The organism is Actinoplanes sp. NPDC004185, assembly GCF_053603475.1.
On sequence record NZ_JBSGFR010000063.1, the window covers coordinates 29,929 to 44,630 of the forward strand.

Here is a 14,702-nt window from a genome sequence, read left to right on the forward strand (position 1 = left end):
GATGCACCACGAAAAAAATAGATCTCGCTGCATCCACGGCCCGGCCGGGGAGCGAATGAGCAGGTGGAAAGGGGGCCGATGAATCCCGACGACGAACTCGCCGAACGCTTCCGGGCGGGCGACGAGCACGCGCTACGCCTGGCGTACGACCGCTACGGCGGCGCGGTGCTCTATCTCGGCGTACGCCTGCTGGGCAATCGAGCCGATGCGGAGGACGTCACCCAGACGACCTTCGTGGCGGCCTGGCAGGGTCGCGCTACGTTTGATCCGGAACGCGGCGGGATGCTCGGTTGGCTGCTCGGCATCGCCCGGCGCAAGGCGGTCGACCGGCTGCGGTCGGCGGCCCGCGAGGAGCGGGTGGCCACGACGGTACGGGCGCAGCCCGTCGCCGACGAGGAGAGCCCGGAACGCGTGCTGGACCGCCTGGTCGTGGCCGACGAGCTGGCCCAGTTGCCCGCCGAGCAACGGCGCAGCCTGGAGTTGGCGTTCTACGACGACCTCACTCATCCGCAGATAGCGGCGCTGACCGGACTGCCACTGGGCACGGTCAAGAGCCATATCCGGCGGGGCATGGCGAATCTACGACGACGGTGGGAGGTGGACGGTGCAGCATCTGGATCCCGATCGGCTGGTCCTTCTCGCGCTCTCTGAGGAAACGGCGGACACCGACGAGTCCGTCCACCTGGCCGAGTGCCCGGGCTGCAGCGCGGAGATCGACGACCTGCGGCACGTCGCCGAGCTGGGCGCGGAGACGCAGGGCCTGCGGGCGCTGCCGCCGCCGCCCGAACGCGTCTGGGCCGGCATCGAGGCCGCGGTGACCGCACCTGTGCGGCGCCTGCCCCAGCGGCGGGAACGGCGCTGGGTGCTGCCCGTGCTCGCGGCGGCGGCCGCCGCAGTGCTCGCCATCGCCGGCACGGTCATGGTGCAGCAGTTCACCGATCGTCCGACGCCGCCGCCGGTGACGGCCAAGGCGAGTCTGGCCCGGCTCGGCGGTGCGCCGGTGGCGGCCGGGGGAGCCGCGGAGGTCATCGGGGGCAGCAAGCTGCGCCTCGACGTGCGCAACCTGCCGCTGACGACCGGCTACTACGAGGTGTGGCTCATCGACCCGGACGACACGACGAGAATGATGGCGATGGGCAATCTGTCCAGTGCCGCGCTCTCGGGTGCCGCCGACGTGGTGCTGCCGCTCCCGCCGGGTGCGGATCTCAACCGCTACCGGCTGGTGGACGTGTCCGCGGAGGCGTACGACGGTGACGCCGCGCATTCCGGCAAGAGCCTGCTGCGGGGCACGCTCACGAATTGAGCACAGGGCGGTGCCGGGGCATCAGCGCGAGCTGACTGTCCCGGCACCGCTTCGTCGTTCCGGCGAGATCCGGCCGGGCGGCCTCCGCGAGGTCGAGCAGCTGAGCGATCGTCGTCGTGGTCGGTGGCCCGCCGAGGGCCAGCAGCTCACCGGCCTGCTGACGGTGTGCCTCGTCCAGGCCGGGACGCAGCAGGCGGCGCAGCTCCGGACGGACGGCGAGGGCGTGCACGGCAGGCAGCGTGACGATCCCGGCGGCGAAGGACGAGCCCGGATCGCGGACGTCGTCGAGCAGGTGCAGCGCGGTGCCGTAGGCCAGGCCGTACTCCTGGAGACCGTCCTCGGGTGACGCGGTGACGACCGCGCCGAGCCGGCCGGCCGCGGCCAGCAGGGTGCCGGTCTTCAGCTCGGCGATGCGCAGCGCCGTGGTCGCGTCCGTCTCGGGATGGAACAGGCTGTCGGTCTCGAGGGCCAGCCCGGTGCAGCGTCCGGTCAGGGCGTCGCTGAGCAGCGTGCCGGCCCCGGCGGTGGCACCGAGCCGGTGGGCGAGCCCGATCAGCAGGTCGCCCGCGAGCAAGGCGACGGTGGTGCCTTCCTTGGCGTTGACAGTGGGCACGCCGTGGCGTACCGGGGCCTCGTGCAGCAGGTCCTCGTGCACGAGCGCGGCCAGGTGCAGCAGCTCCACGGCCGCCGCGGCCACGGCCGTGCGCCGCGACGTGCCGGGCCAGGCCCGGCCGGCCACCGCCAGCAGGAGCCCGGCCCGCAGCCGTTCGCCTCCGGCCCGCGCGAGCCGCCGGCACGGCTCGCGCAGAGACGCCGGGACATCGTCGAGCGCCTCGGTCAGCACAGCCTCGGCGGCGGCGAGACCGTCGGCGCTCATGCCACCGCCGCCGGTTGCTCCACCGGTCCCGCCTGGTGCGCGCGGTGCGGGGCCGCCGGGTCGGCCGGCCACCAGAACCGGTCGCCCAGCAGCGTGGCCAGGGCCGGGACCAGGACCGTACGCACCAGCAGCGTGTCCAGCAGCACGCCGAGACCGACGATCACCCCGATCTGGGTGAGCGTGATGATCGGCAGCACGCCCAGCACCGCGAACACCGCCGCGAGCAGGATGCCGGCGCTGGTGATCACCGCGCCGGTCGCGGCCAGGGCGTGGATCATCCCGGCCCGGGTGCCGCGGGTCACGGCCTCCTCCCGGGCCCGGGTGACCAGGAAGATGTTGTAGTCGACGCCGAGCGCCACCAGGAACAGGAACGCGTACAGCGGCACCTGGTTGTCCAGGCCGGGATAGCCGAGCAGCTCCCGGAACAGCCACGAGCCGGCGCCCAGGGCGGCGACGAAGCTGGCGATCACCGTGCCGATCAGCAGCACGGCGGCGACGACCGCGCGCAGCAGCAGGCCCAGGACCAGCAGCACCACGAGCAGGATGACCGGCACGATCACGCGCAGGTCCACCCGCGACGCGTCCCGGGTGTCCATCGCGATCGCCACGCTGCCGCCGACCAGGGCGTCGTCGCCGACCGCATCGCGCAGCGCCCGGATGGTCGCGTAGCTCTGCGGGGTGTCCGGCGCGGCGGTCAGCACCGCGCTGATGCTGACGATCTGCCCGGCCCGCTCGGCCTCGCGGGCCTGCGCCACGCCCGGCGTGCCGCGCACGGCGGCCAGGACCTCGTCCGCGTCGGCGGGCGAGGTCGTCACCACGGTGGGGTCGGCGGCACCGGCCGGGAAGTAGCGGCTCAGCGTGGTCAGCCCGTCCACGGATTCGGCCTCGACCCGGAACTGCTCGGTCTGCGAGAGCCCGAGCCGGGTGCCGATCAGGCCGGTCGACAGCACGCCCAGCACGACCAGCGAGACCACGGTGACCAGGCCGGGGCGGCGGGCGACGCCGCGGCCGACCCGGGCCCAGACGCCGCGTTCCTGCTCGGTGCCGCCCGCACCGACACGCGGGATGAACGGCCAGAACAGGCCCCGGCCGCAGACCACGAGCGCGGCGGGCAGGGCGATGAGGGCGAAGAGTGCGGCCACCGCGATGCCCAGTGCCGAGGTGACGCCCAGCGCCACGGTGTCACCGAGGCTCGCCAGCAGCAGGGTGAGCAGGCTCAGCACGACCGTGACGGCACTGGCCGCGATGGCCGGGCCGGCCCCGCGCAGTGCCCGGCGCATCGCCTCGCGCCGGTCCGCGTGGCGGTGCAGCTCCTCGCGGTAACGGGAGATGAGCAGCAGCGCGTAGTCCGTGCCCGCGCCGAACACCAGGACCGTGACGATGCCCACGGTGGAGTCGCCGATGGTGAGGTCGGTGTGCCGCGAGAGCACGGCGACCAGCCCGCTCGCCACCCGGTCGGCGAGGCCGACGACCGCGAGCGGCACCAGCCAGAGCAGCGGGCTGCGGTACGTGACCAGCAGCAGCAGCGCCACGACGACGACGGTCACGATGAGCAGGTTGGTGTTGGCGCCGGTGAAGCTGTCGGCGATGTCGGCGGCGAATCCGGCGCCGCCGGTGACCTGGGCGGTCAGCCCGTCGGGCAGCCCGGCGCGCGCGGTGTCACGCAGGCCGGCGACCGCGGCGATGGTCTGGTCCGCCGGGGCGGCGGCCGGCAGGGGGACGGCGACCAGCGCCGCGTCCCGCTTGTCGGAGAACACCGGCGGGCTCCCGGCCCGGAACGCCTTGGCGTCGGCCTCGATCTTCGCCGTGTCCTCGGCGGTGAGCGGTCGCCCGTCGCGGCTGTAGACGACCAGGGCGGGGTTCTCCTGGCCCGACGGCAGCTGTCGTTGCAGGGCGGCGACCTTGGTCGACTCGGCGGCCGAGGGCAGCGACGCGGTCGGGTCGTTGGCGGTGCGGACCTCGCCCGCGCTCGCGATGACCGAGCCGCCGAGCAGCAGGGCGACCACGAGCACCAGCCATGCGGTGAGCCGTCCGGTGAGTGTCCGAAGCACCATCATTCCTCCACGGCAAAGAATCTCTACCATCGAGAGTCTCCATCAATGCGACGGCATCTGCAACACTGGGCGGGTGTACCGGGCGCGCAAGACGGAGCGGGACAGGCTCCGCGAGGAGATCGTCAACCTGCTGCGCGCGTACAGCGTCGAGGCGCAGCACGTGGGGCACGCGTTCGCCCAGCGGCACGGGCTGCACCCCACCGACCTGCAGGCGCTGATCGCGGTGATGCACGCCGAGGGCCGGGGCGCGCCGCTGACCCCGGGCCGGCTCGGCGAGGCGATCGGGCTCTCCTCGGGCGCCACCACGGCCGCCATCGACCGGCTGGAACGCGCCGGCCACCTGCGCCGCACCCGGGAGAGCACCGACCGCCGGGTCGTGCACCTGCGCTACGGCGAGCCCGGCATGGCCCTGGCCCTGGAGTTCTTCGGCCCGCTGGGCAAGCGCACCGACGACGTGATGGCCGGCTTCAGCGACGAGGACCTGGCCCTGGTGCGCCGCTTCCTGCAGGGCATGAACGAGGCGCTGGCCGAGCACCACACCGAGGTGCGCGCGGCTCGTCCAGCGGCGGAGTGACCCGGCTCAGCGCGGCCGGGGCGTGACCAGCCCGGTGTCATAGGCGGCGATCACCAGGTGGGCGCGGTCGCGGGCGGCCAGCTTGGTCAGCAGATGCGACACGTGCGTCTTCACCGTCTTGACCGAGATGGTCAGCCGCGCGGCGATCTGGTCGTTGGACAGCCCGCGCCCGATGAGCGTCAGGACCTCGGTCTCTCGGGCGGTGAGCGGCCGCGGCGACGGCGCCCGGGGTGTGCGGGGGACCGCGACGTAGTGCTCGACGAGCCGGGTCAGGATGGACGGGGCGAACAGCGACTCGCCGGCGTGGGTCCGGCGGATCGCGGTGATCAGCTCCTCCGGCCGGGCGTCCTTGAGCAGGAAACCCGAGGCGCCGGCGTGCAGCGCCTCGTAGACGTACTCGTCGAGCTCGAACATGCTCAGCACGACCACCCGGGTCGCCGCCAGCTCCGGGGCGGCGCAGATGCGCCGGGTCGCCTGCAACCCGTCGAGCCGGGGCATCCGGACGTCCATCAGCACCACGTCGGGCCGGGTGCGCCGGGCCACCTCCAGCGCCTCGGCGCCGTCACCGGCCTGGCCGACCACCGCCAGGTCCGGGGCGGTGCCGATGATCATCGCGAGGCTGTGCCGCAGCAACGGCTGGTCGTCGACCAGCAGCACCCGTACGGCGCTCATCCGGGCTCCCGGTCGGGGATCCGGGCGACCACCCGGAACCCCCGCTCGACCGGCCCGGCGTGCAGGGTGCCGCCGAGAGCGGTGACCCTTTCCCGGAGGCCGATCAACCCGTGCCCGGCGCCGGGTGTGCCGGGCCACGGTCCGTCCGGGCCGCTGTCGTGCACGCTCGCCACCACGGTGCCGCCGTCGCGGTGGACGTGCACCCGGACGTCGCTCGGGCCGGCGTGCCGGGCCACATTGTGCAGTGCCTCCCGCACGGTCCGGCAGATCGCCACCTGCACGCCCGGCGAGACCGGGCCGATCGGCTCCAGCGTCAGGCGCGCCCGCACCCCGGTGGCCCCGGCGCCGGACACGATCGCCGGCAGCCCGCTGAGATCCTCCGCCGGCTGCCGCGGCCCGGCGTCACCGGCAGTGCGCAGCACGGTGAGCATCCGGCGCAGCTCGGCGGTGGCCTCGCGCCCGGCGGACTCGATGTCGGACAGGGCCGCCCGCGCCTCGCCGGCGTCGCCGGAGAGCCGGGCCGCGGCGGCGCGCACCGTGATCAGGCCCAGGCCGTGCGAGACGATGTCGTGCAGATCCCCGGCCAGGCGCAGACGCTCGGCCAGCACGGCCTCCGAGGCGGCCCAGCGGGTCAGCCGGGCCTCGTAGGCCACCCGGTCGGTGTGACTGCGCCAGATCGCCCAGGCCGCCAGGGCCACCGCGCCCACGGCGATCAGCGACGGCATCACCACCGCGAGCACCCCGTCCGCCCCGGCGAGCAGCAGCATCAGCACCAGGGTGAGCAGGGCCGCCCCGGTGACCGGCCAGACCCGGGACCGGCGGGCGGGTCGCTGCCGTACCTCCTGCACCCCCGCACCCTACGTGTGGTCCGCGCGTCCGGCGTCGGACCACGGTCCGATCTCGCGGTCCCGACCACGGTCCGATGTGGCCGGCCCGGCGGGCGCCTTGACTGGCGGGGTGATCACCATCGAGCACGTCCACAAACGGCGCGGCCGGACCACGATCCTCACCGACGTCGGTTTCACGGCCCGTCCCGGCCGGGTCACCGGCTTCCTCGGCCCGAACGGCGCCGGCAAGTCCTCCACCCTGCGCATCCTGCTCGGTCTGGACCGGGCCCAGCAGGGCACGGCCCTGGTCGCCGGGCGGCCCTACGCGCAGTGGCGACGGCCGCTGACGGTCGTCGGCGCGCTGCTCGACGGCAGCGGGGCACACCGCTCGCGGACCGGGCGCGCGCACCTGCGCTGGGTCGCCGCCAGCAACGGCCTGCCACGCTCACGGGTGGACGAGGTGCTCGAGCTGGTGGACCTGACCTCGGCGGCGGGCAAGCGGGCCGGCACGTACTCGCTGGGCCAGGGGCGGCGGCTGGGGCTGGCGGCGGCGCTGCTGGGGGACCCGGCGGTCCTGGTGCTCGACGAGCCGGTGAACGGGCTGGACGCGGGCGGGATCCGGTGGATGCGGGAGTTCCTGCGCCGGCGGGCCGCCGGGGGCGCGACGGTGCTGCTCTCCAGCCACCTGATGGGCGAGCTCGCCGAGACGGTCGACGACGTCGTGGTCATCGACCGGGGCCGGATCATCGCCGCCGGGACCCTGGCCGAGGTCACCGGCGAGCATCCGACCCTGGAGGACGCCTACTTCGCGCTCACCTCGACCGGGACGCGGGGCCGGTGGTGAGGGCGGAACTGCTGAAGCTGGCCGGGCTGCCGTCGGTGTGGGTGGCGGTCGCGCTGAGCCTGCTCCTGCCGCCGCTCGTGGTGCTGCTCAACTCGCGGGCGGCGGCGAGCACGTCCGACACCGGCTACCTGGAGCTGACCGTCGGGGTGCTCGGGCCGCTCGTGCTGGGCACGGTCGCCGCCGGCAGCGAGTACCGGGGCGGACAGATCGCCACGAGCCTGGTCTGCGTGCCATCGCGGATGCGTCTGCTGGCGGCCAAGACCGGGGTGCTGGTGCTGTGGGTCGCGGTGACGGCGGTGGTCAGCGCGGTGGTGACGCTCGCGGTGGCCGGGGTGCTCACCGGCGGGGCCGGGCCGCGGATCGCCGGGGTCGTCGTCTACTGGGTGCTGGACGCGCTGCTGGCGTACGGGATCACCCTGCTGACCCGCAGCGGCGTCCTGCCGCTGACGATCCTGATCGTGAACTCCACCGTCGTCTCGGTCAGTTTCCTGCTCACCAAGCTCACCCCGCTGGCGGCCTACCTGCCGGACCTGGCCGGCGCCCAGCTGTTCATCGAGCCGCACGACGTCGTGGCCGACCTGACCCCCGTGACGGCCGGCCTGGTCATGGGCGCCTGGGTCGCCGTCCTGCTGAGCGCCGCCGCGTACGTCTTCCACCGGCGCGACGCGTGAACACGGCCCGCGCCGAGCTGCTGAAGCTGGTGACGCTGCCCGCCCTGGTCCTGACCGTGGCATCGACCTGGGCCGTGACCACGCTGATCGCGCTGGTCGCCCGGGACGGTCCGGACCCGGTCCCGGTGGTCCGCGCGGGCTTCCTGGTCCTGGGCGTGCTCGCCGCCACCTCCGAGTACGACGGCGGGCAGCTCCACACCACGCTGCTCTGCACACCCCGCCGGGCCCGCCTGCAGCTCACCAGGACACTCGTCCTCACGGTGGTCACCGTCCCGATCGCAGTCGTGACCGTGCTCATCGCCGGCACCGGTGATCCGGTCTACCTCGTCCTCACCACCGTGCTGGCGGCGGCCGTGGGCACCCTGCTGCGTCACGCGTTGGCAGCGGTCGTGGTGGTGCTCGGCTACTACTACGTGCTGGGGCCGTTCGTCCGGGACCGCATCGACGACAGCCTGTGGCTGCCGGCCGGATGGACGGTGGTCGCCGTGCTCGCCGCCACGACGGCGGTCGTCCGCCGGGACGCCTGACCCTGATCGTCTCCGGACCGGCGGCCGCGTGGCCGGGGGAGACTTCCGCACCCGGTTTGCGTCACGATGGGGGAGGCGGAAGGAGGCCCGGCGATGTCGCTGGTGCACGGAACAGTCGCCCCGGGTTACGAGAAGGTCCGGGAGGTCTTCGCCGCCGAGCTGGCCCGGCTCGGTGAGGTCGGCGCCCAGCTGGCCGTGTACCGGCACGGCCGGCAGGTCGTCGACCTCTGGACCATCGACCCGGAAGCGCTGATGGGTCTGCTGTCGGTGACCAAGGGTGCGGCCTTCCTGGTGGTGGCGCTGCTCGTGCAGGACGGGATCATCGACGTCGACCGTTCGGTGCGGCACTACTGGCCGCAGTTCACTTCGGACGTGACCGTGCGGGAGCTGCTCGGGCACCGGGCCGGGCTGATCGGGGTGGACGGCGGTTTCGGGCCGGCCGAGCTCGCCGACGACCGGATCATCGCCGAGCGGCTGGCCAAGCAGCGGCCGTACTGGCCCCGCGGCTCCGGGTACGGCTACCACGCGCTGGTGATCGGGGCGCTCGCCGGTGAGATCGTGCGCCGGGTGACCGGCCGGTCGCTGCAGCAGACGTACGAGCACCGCGTCCGCGCCCCGTACGACATCGACCTCTTTCTCGGTCTGCCCGCCGAGCTGGAGCCCCGCTTTCGCCCGCTGGCCCGGCCGGTCGGGCGTGAGCCGGGACCCGATCCGGGCAGCTTGACCGGCATCGCGCTGAACCTGCACGCCGACCCGCCGACCGACCTGACCGTTTTCGCCAACAGCCGGATGGTCCGGAGCCACGGCCAGGCCTCGGCCGGTGGTGTCGGCAACGCCCGCGGCGTCGCGCGGTTGTATGCTGCGGCCGTGTCGGGCCTCAACGGCAGGGAACCGCTGCTGCGCCCGGCGACCACCGCCGATTTCGGCACCGCCGGCGGCCCCGCCCCGGACCTGTTGTCCGGCGGCTCCGGTGCCCAGTTCGGCCTCGGCTTCGAGGCCATGTCGACCCCCTATCCGTTTCTCGGCCCGGCCGCGTTCGGCCACTTCGGCGCGGCCGGCTCGCTCGGCTTCGCGGATCCGCGCCGCGGAGTCGCGTACGGCTACGCCCGTGACCGCCTCGCCCAGCCCCACGGTGGCGGTGCGGTGGAGAACGACCAGTTCGTGACGGCTGTCATTCAGGCCGCCGACGCCTGATCGTCGCCTGTCGCCCGCCCGCCCGATACCCCGTACTCTCATGATCCACAGCGGCACCGCCGGCTCGGTGGGTGCCGATGAGATGGAGGAACCCAAGTGCGGACCCTTGCCCGTACCGCCGCGGCCCTGCTGGCGGTCACGACCTTCGCCGGCCTGACCGCCTGCTCCCCGCCCGAGAAGGAGAGCGACTCCGCCGGCACCGGGGCGGCCACCGCCGCCGGCGCCGCCGACCTCGGTGGCATGGACGCCCTCGTCGCCGCGGCCAAGAAGGAGGGCCAGCTCAACGTCATCGCGCTGCCGCCCGACTGGGCCAACTACGGCGCGATCATCAAGGCCTTCGGCGACAAGTACGGCATCAAGGTCAACTCGGCGCAGCCGGACGCCTCCAGCCAGGACGAGATCAACGCCGCGGACCAGCTCAAGGGCCAGGACAAGGCACCCGACGTGTTCGACCTGGGCAGTGCCGTCGCGACCGCCAACGTGGCCAAGTTCGCCCCGTACAAGGTGGCCACCTGGGCCGACATCCCGGACGCGCTCAAGGAGGCCGGCGGCACCTGGGCCAACGACTACGGCGGCTACATGTCGATCGGCTACGACAGCACCAAGGTGCCCGCCCCGGCGAGCGTGGCCGACCTGCTCAAGCCCGAGTACAAGGGCAAGGTCGCGCTCAACGGCGACCCGACCCAGGCCGGGGCCGCGTTCGCCGGCGTCGCGATGGCGGCGCTCGGTAACGGTGGCTCCGCCGACGACATCAAGCCGGGCGTGGACTTCTTCGGCAAACTGAAGAAGGCCGGCAACTTCCTGCCGGTCGACCCGACCCCGGCCACCGTCGAGTCCGGCCAGACGCCGGTCGTCATCGACTGGGACTACCTGAACGTCGCGCAGGGCGCCAAGCTCAGCGGCAAGATCCAGTGGAAGACCGTGGTGCCGGCCGGTGCGGTGCTCGGCTCGTACTACGTGCAGGCGATCAGCAAGGACGCCCCGCACCCGGCGGCGGCCCGGCTGTGGGAGGAGTTCCTGTACTCCGACGAGGGTCAGAACCTATGGCTCAAGGGCGGCGCCCGGCCGGTGCGCGCCGACGCGATGGTCAAGGCGGGCACGATCGACGCCACCGCGTTCGCGGCCCTGCCCAAGGTCGAGGGCACCCCGGTCTTCCAGACCGAGGCGCAGACCACCAAGGCCAAGGAGTACCTGGCGGCCAACTGGGCCAAGGCCATCGGCTGAGCATGGCCACCGTCCTCGACGGCCCGGAACTGGCGGCCCCCGTGCCGCCGGTCCGGGCCCCCCGGGGCCGGCTGCGCCTGAACCAGGTGCGCAGCCTGCTCGGCACCCTGCCGTTCTTCGCCTACGTCACCGTCTTCCTGGTCATCCCCACCCTGGTGGTGGCGATCGGGGCGTTCGCCGGTGACGGCGGCTTCACCCTCGCCAACGTGACCGCGCTGGGCGACTCCTATGTGCTCGACGCGTTCGGGCGCAGCATCCTGCTGTCGGCGGTCACCGCGCTCATCGGCGCGGTGCTCGGGGCGGTGCTGGCGTACGCGCTGGCCACCGCCCGGCCCGGCGGACTGCTGCGCCGCGTCGTCACCGCCGCGTCCGGGGTGCTGGCCCAGTTCGGCGGCGTCACCCTGGCGTTCGCCTTCATCGCCACCATCGGCCTGTCCGGCTTCGTCACCGTGTTCCTGCGGGACAACCTCGGCGTCGACATCTACTCCGGCGGCGTCTGGCTCTTCGAGCTGCCGGGCCTCGTGCTGGTCTACACGTACTTCCAGATCCCGCTCATGGTGATCGTCTTCCTGCCGGCGCTCGACGGGATCCGCCCGCAGTGGCGCGAGGCCACCGAGAGCCTCGGCGGTTCCACCTGGCAGTACTGGACCAAGGTGGCGGGACCGCTGCTCGCGCCCGCGTTCCTCGGTTCCACGCTGCTGTTGTTCGCCAACGCGTTCTCCGCGTACGCCACCGCGGCGGCCCTGGTCAGCCAGGGCAACCCGATCGTGCCGCTGCAGATCCGCAGCGCCCTGACCAGCGAGGTCGTCCTGGGCCAGCAGAACCTCGGCAAGGCGATGGCGCTGGGCATGGTCGTGGTGGTGGCCGTGGTGATGACCCTGTACGCCCTGCTGCAGAAGCGGACCGCGCGATGGCTGGGCTGAGGGCGCGCCGGGCCCGCCGGCAGTCCGCGTTCCGCTGGACGGTCCTGGCCGTCATGGGGATCTTCTTCCTGCTGCCGCTCGCGGCGATGGTGGAGTTCACCACCCGCGGGGACAGCGGCACCTGGTCGCTGCTCGCCGACTGGCCGAAGCTCAGCGAGACCTACCCCGACCTGGCCGACGGGATCGTCGCGTCCCTGGGCCAGGCCCTGCTCACCGCCCTGCTCATGCTGGTGCTGCTGGTGCCCACGGCGATCTGGGTCCGGCTGCGGCTGCCCGGCCTGCGCCCGCTGGTCGAGTTCATCTGCCTGCTGCCGCTGACCATCCCGGCGATCGTGCTGGTCGTCGGCCTGGCCCCGGTGTACGCGTGGGTCAACTACTTCCTCGGCGGCTCGTCGCTGACGCTCACGTTCGCGTACACGATCCTGGTCCTGCCGTACGCCTACCGGGCGATCGACGCCGGCCTGTCGGCGATCGACGTCAAGACGCTCGCCGAGGCCGCCCGGGGGCTGGGCGCGAGCTGGTTCACCGTGATGACCCGGGTGGTGCTGCCCAACGTCCGCTCGGCCGTGCTGTCCGCCGCGTTCCTCACCGTGGCCCTGGTGCTGGGCGAGTTCACCATCGCCTCGCTGCTGAACCGCACCAACCTGCAGGTCGCGATCAATCTGCTCGGCAAGAGCAGCGCGACCATGTCGGTGGCGGTGTCCCTGGCCGCGCTCATCCTCGCGTTCGTGCTGCTGCTGCTCCTGTCCCTGTTCGGCGATCGCAGAAAGGCGTCCCGATGAACGGTGTCGCCGTCCACCTCAACGACCTGCGCCGCACCTTCGGCGCCGTGCACGCCCTGGACGGGCTGGACCTGCACATCGAGCCCGGCGAGCTGATCGCCCTGCTCGGCCCGTCCGGCTGCGGCAAGACCACCGCGCTGCGCATCCTGGCCGGGCTGGAGGACGCGGACAGCGGCCGGGTGCTGGTCGGCGGCAAGGACATCACCGGCCTGCCGGCCAACCGGCGTGACATGGGCATGGTGTTCCAGGCGTACAGCCTCTTCCCGCACCTGACCGCGCTGGAGAACGTCCAGTTCGGTCTCAAGCTGCGCCGGCGCTCCGGCGGTGACCGGGCCGCGACGATGCTGGACCTGGTCGGCATCAGCGAGCACGCCGGCCGCTACCCGCACCAGCTCTCCGGCGGCCAGCAGCAGCGGGTGGCGCTGGCCCGGGCGCTGGCCATCGAGCCGCAGGTGCTGCTGCTCGACGAGCCGCTGTCCGCGCTGGACGCCAAGGTCCGGGTGCAGCTGCGCGACGAGATCCGCCGGATCCAGACCGAGGTCGGCACCACCACGCTGTTCGTGACCCACGACCAGGAGGAGGCGCTGGCCATCGCCGACCGGGTCGGGGTGATGCGCTCCGGCCGGCTGGAGCAGCTCGCCGCGCCGGCCGAGGTGTACCTGCGCCCGGCGAGCGCGTTCGTCGCGGACTTCGTCGGGCTCAGCAACCGGCTGCCCGGCCATGTCGACGGCGACATGGTCACTGTGCTCGGCACCCGGCTGCCCTTGGTCAAGCCGTCCACCGGCGGTCCCGGGGTGACCGCCCTGGTGCGCCCGGAGTCGGTCGGCGTCGTGGCCGATCCCGACGGGCCGGCCCGGGTGCTGTCCACAGCGTTCCTCGGCCCGACCAGCCGGGTCACCGTCGAGGTCGCCGACAGCATCGTGGTGGCCCAGGTCAGCGGGGAGTCGCTGGCCGAGCTGCCGGTGGGCACGCCGGTCCGGATCGAGCTGCGCCCGGTTCCGGTGGCGTTGCAGGACTGACGACGATGGCGATCACGCCCGGCGCCTTGCTCTACTGACATGTGCGCACCTACTACCGAGGGCCCGATGCCGCCGTCACCGATGAACTGCTCATCTGGCAGGCCGGCACGACGAAGGCCTTCGTGGTGGCCGAACTGCGCCAGGTCGCCCGGGTGCGCCAGGACGGCGGCCGGCTCGGCCGGGTGGTCGCGGCGGTCCTGCTGGCCGTCGCGGGCGCCGGCTGGGCGCGACTCGCGCTGCCGGGCCGGTGGTACGTCGCGATCGGCGCGCTCGTGACGGCCCTGGCGCTGGCGGGCTGGCCGTCACACACGCGGTCCTGGGCGCTGCGGGCCGCGTACCGCGGTGACGCCGAGGTGACGGTCTACCGCTCGGCCGACCCCCGCGTGTTCAACCAGGTGAGCCGGGCGTTGCAACGCGCGATCGAGGACGCCCGCCGCTGACGCGGGTCGTGGTGGCCCGGCGGGACGGCCGGGTGCGAAGATCAGCGGATGCGTGAAGTGGTCGACGGGGTCTTCGAGGTCGGTATCGGTTACGTCAACGTGCATCTGGTGGTGACCGACGACGGGGTGGTGCTCGTCGACACCGGGCTGCCGCGCCGGTCCGCGACGATCGCCCAGGCGCTGCACGGGATGCGCCGTTCGATCGGTGACGTGCGGACGGTGCTGCTCACCCATCACCACCCCGACCACTCCGGCGGGCTCGCCGAGGTGCGCCGCCGTTCCGGTGCGCGGATCGTGGCCCACCAGGCCGACGTGCCGTACGTGACCGGCGCCGAGCGGGCTGTGTACAACCATCCGCTGCTGAAGCTCTCCTCGCTGGTCATGGGCACTCCCGAGCCCGCCCCGGTCGACGACGTCGTCACCACCGACGGCTACGAGCCGCTGCCCGGCTTCACCGCCGTGCACACTCCCGGTCACACCGCCGGGCATCTGTCGTTCCTGCTCGACCGCTCCGGCGGCATCCTCTTCGCCGGTGACGCCGCTGCCGGCAAGCGGGGCGGCCGCGTCGGCAGCACGCCCAAGATGGTCACGGCCGATCTCGACGAGCAGGCCCGGAGCGTCGCCAAGCTGGCCGGGCTGGAGTTCGAGCACGCGGTCTTCGGGCACGGGCGGGCCGTCTCGGGCCGGGCGGTGGACCATGGCGGCTCACCGTCCGCTCGACCGTGGTGTTGAGCTCGACCAGCGAGCCCACCGGCACCGGCACCCGGATCG

The 14,702-nt window shown here is 73.3% G+C and carries 17 protein-coding genes; 13 read left to right on the forward strand and 4 right to left on the reverse strand.

Going from position 1 to position 14,702, the window contains the following annotated elements; all coding sequences use genetic code 11:
- Positions 1 to 78: 78 nt before the first annotated feature.
- Together ACWEOZ_RS39625 and ACWEOZ_RS39630 are read left to right on the forward strand one after the other, a co-directional pair.
- Positions 79 to 651: an RNA polymerase sigma factor gene (locus tag ACWEOZ_RS39625; protein WP_451915826.1), complete on the forward strand. Its 573-nt coding sequence runs from the start codon at positions 79 to 81 to the stop codon at positions 649 to 651.
- Positions 605 to 1,303, forward strand: a complete 699-nt coding sequence (locus ACWEOZ_RS39630) for an anti-sigma factor (RefSeq protein WP_451915827.1) — start codon at positions 605 to 607, stop codon at positions 1,301 to 1,303. Before ACWEOZ_RS39625 ends, ACWEOZ_RS39630 begins: the two co-directional genes overlap by 47 nt.
- Here ACWEOZ_RS39630 and ACWEOZ_RS39635 read toward each other — a convergent pair.
- Both ACWEOZ_RS39635 and ACWEOZ_RS39640 read right to left on the reverse strand, forming a co-directional pair.
- The gene (locus ACWEOZ_RS39635; protein WP_451915828.1) at positions 1,293 to 2,180 is read right to left on the reverse strand and encodes a polyprenyl synthetase family protein; all 888 of its coding nucleotides are present in this window, start codon (positions 2,178 to 2,180) and stop codon (positions 1,293 to 1,295) included. The genes ACWEOZ_RS39630 and ACWEOZ_RS39635 overlap by 11 nt on opposite strands.
- Entirely contained in the window at positions 2,177 to 4,234 is a 2,058-nt protein-coding gene (locus ACWEOZ_RS39640; protein WP_451915829.1) for an MMPL family transporter, read from the reverse strand. The genes ACWEOZ_RS39635 and ACWEOZ_RS39640 overlap by 4 nt, the downstream gene beginning before the upstream one ends.
- Positions 4,235 to 4,307: 73 nt before the next feature.
- Here ACWEOZ_RS39640 and ACWEOZ_RS39645 point away from each other — a divergent pair, with 73 nt between their 5' ends.
- Positions 4,308 to 4,808, forward strand: a complete 501-nt coding sequence (locus ACWEOZ_RS39645) for a MarR family winged helix-turn-helix transcriptional regulator (RefSeq protein WP_451915830.1) — start codon at positions 4,308 to 4,310, stop codon at positions 4,806 to 4,808.
- Between the two features lie 6 nt (positions 4,809 to 4,814).
- Here ACWEOZ_RS39645 and ACWEOZ_RS39650 read toward each other — a convergent pair whose 3' ends face one another.
- On the reverse strand, positions 4,815 to 5,480 hold the full coding sequence (locus ACWEOZ_RS39650) for a response regulator (protein WP_451915831.1): 666 nt from the start codon (positions 5,478 to 5,480) through the stop codon (positions 4,815 to 4,817).
- The gene (locus ACWEOZ_RS39655; RefSeq protein ID WP_451915832.1) at positions 5,477 to 6,328 is read right to left on the reverse strand and encodes a sensor histidine kinase; all 852 of its coding nucleotides are present in this window, start codon (positions 6,326 to 6,328) and stop codon (positions 5,477 to 5,479) included. Before ACWEOZ_RS39655 ends, ACWEOZ_RS39650 begins: the two co-directional genes overlap by 4 nt.
- Positions 6,329 to 6,437: 109 nt before the next feature.
- On the opposite strand from ACWEOZ_RS39655, the gene ACWEOZ_RS39660 reads away from it, so the two are divergent.
- The 10 genes from ACWEOZ_RS39660 (at position 6,438) to ACWEOZ_RS39705 (ending at position 14,663) form a co-directional block, all read left to right on the forward strand.
- Entirely contained in the window at positions 6,438 to 7,151 is a 714-nt protein-coding gene (locus ACWEOZ_RS39660; protein ID WP_451915833.1) for an ABC transporter ATP-binding protein, read from the forward strand.
- Positions 7,148 to 7,822: an ABC transporter permease gene (locus tag ACWEOZ_RS39665; RefSeq protein ID WP_451915834.1), complete on the forward strand. Its 675-nt coding sequence runs from the start codon at positions 7,148 to 7,150 to the stop codon at positions 7,820 to 7,822. Before ACWEOZ_RS39660 ends, ACWEOZ_RS39665 begins: the two co-directional genes overlap by 4 nt.
- A complete protein-coding gene (locus tag ACWEOZ_RS39670) occupies positions 7,819 to 8,349 on the forward strand; it encodes a hypothetical protein (protein ID WP_451915835.1) in 531 nt (176 codons plus the stop codon). Before ACWEOZ_RS39665 ends, ACWEOZ_RS39670 begins: the two co-directional genes overlap by 4 nt.
- A gap of 93 nt (positions 8,350 to 8,442) precedes the next feature.
- The gene (locus ACWEOZ_RS39675) at positions 8,443 to 9,543 is read left to right on the forward strand and encodes a serine hydrolase domain-containing protein (protein ID WP_451915836.1); all 1,101 of its coding nucleotides are present in this window, start codon (positions 8,443 to 8,445) and stop codon (positions 9,541 to 9,543) included.
- A 96-nt stretch (positions 9,544 to 9,639) separates the two neighbouring features.
- Positions 9,640 to 10,767, forward strand: coding sequence for an ABC transporter substrate-binding protein (locus tag ACWEOZ_RS39680; RefSeq protein ID WP_451915837.1), 1,128 nt, complete (start codon positions 9,640 to 9,642; stop codon positions 10,765 to 10,767).
- 2 nt (positions 10,768 to 10,769) lie between these two features.
- A complete protein-coding gene (locus tag ACWEOZ_RS39685; protein ID WP_451915838.1) occupies positions 10,770 to 11,690 on the forward strand; it encodes an ABC transporter permease in 921 nt (306 codons plus the stop codon).
- On the forward strand, positions 11,678 to 12,472 hold the full coding sequence (locus tag ACWEOZ_RS39690; protein ID WP_451915839.1) for an ABC transporter permease: 795 nt from the start codon (positions 11,678 to 11,680) through the stop codon (positions 12,470 to 12,472). The genes ACWEOZ_RS39685 and ACWEOZ_RS39690 overlap by 13 nt, the downstream gene beginning before the upstream one ends.
- Positions 12,469 to 13,491: an ABC transporter ATP-binding protein gene (locus tag ACWEOZ_RS39695; protein WP_451915840.1), complete on the forward strand. Its 1,023-nt coding sequence runs from the start codon at positions 12,469 to 12,471 to the stop codon at positions 13,489 to 13,491. Before ACWEOZ_RS39690 ends, ACWEOZ_RS39695 begins: the two co-directional genes overlap by 4 nt.
- A 41-nt stretch (positions 13,492 to 13,532) precedes the next feature.
- A complete protein-coding gene (locus tag ACWEOZ_RS39700; protein ID WP_451915841.1) occupies positions 13,533 to 13,931 on the forward strand; it encodes a DUF6232 family protein in 399 nt (132 codons plus the stop codon).
- A gap of 48 nt (positions 13,932 to 13,979) precedes the next feature.
- Entirely contained in the window at positions 13,980 to 14,663 is a 684-nt protein-coding gene (locus tag ACWEOZ_RS39705; protein WP_451915842.1) for an MBL fold metallo-hydrolase, read from the forward strand.
- Positions 14,664 to 14,702: the final 39 nt, after the last annotated feature.

Coding starts and splice junctions, on each gene's coding strand:
- ACWEOZ_RS39685 (WP_451915838.1), top strand. CDS start 10,770: ATGGCCACCGTCCTCGACGGCCCGGAACTGGCGGCCCCCGTGCCGCCG.
- ACWEOZ_RS39705 (WP_451915842.1), top strand. CDS start 13,980: ATGCGTGAAGTGGTCGACGGGGTCTTCGAGGTCGGTATCGGTTACGTC.
- ACWEOZ_RS39625 (WP_451915826.1), top strand. CDS start 79: ATGAATCCCGACGACGAACTCGCCGAACGCTTCCGGGCGGGCGACGAG.
- ACWEOZ_RS39690 (WP_451915839.1), top strand. CDS start 11,678: ATGGCTGGGCTGAGGGCGCGCCGGGCCCGCCGGCAGTCCGCGTTCCGC.
- ACWEOZ_RS39635 (WP_451915828.1), bottom strand. CDS start 2,180: ATGAGCGCCGACGGTCTCGCCGCCGCCGAGGCTGTGCTGACCGAGGCG.
- ACWEOZ_RS39640 (WP_451915829.1), bottom strand. CDS start 4,234: ATGGTGCTTCGGACACTCACCGGACGGCTCACCGCATGGCTGGTGCTC.
- ACWEOZ_RS39675 (WP_451915836.1), top strand. CDS start 8,443: ATGTCGCTGGTGCACGGAACAGTCGCCCCGGGTTACGAGAAGGTCCGG.
- ACWEOZ_RS39650 (WP_451915831.1), bottom strand. CDS start 5,480: ATGAGCGCCGTACGGGTGCTGCTGGTCGACGACCAGCCGTTGCTGCGG.
- ACWEOZ_RS39695 (WP_451915840.1), top strand. CDS start 12,469: ATGAACGGTGTCGCCGTCCACCTCAACGACCTGCGCCGCACCTTCGGC.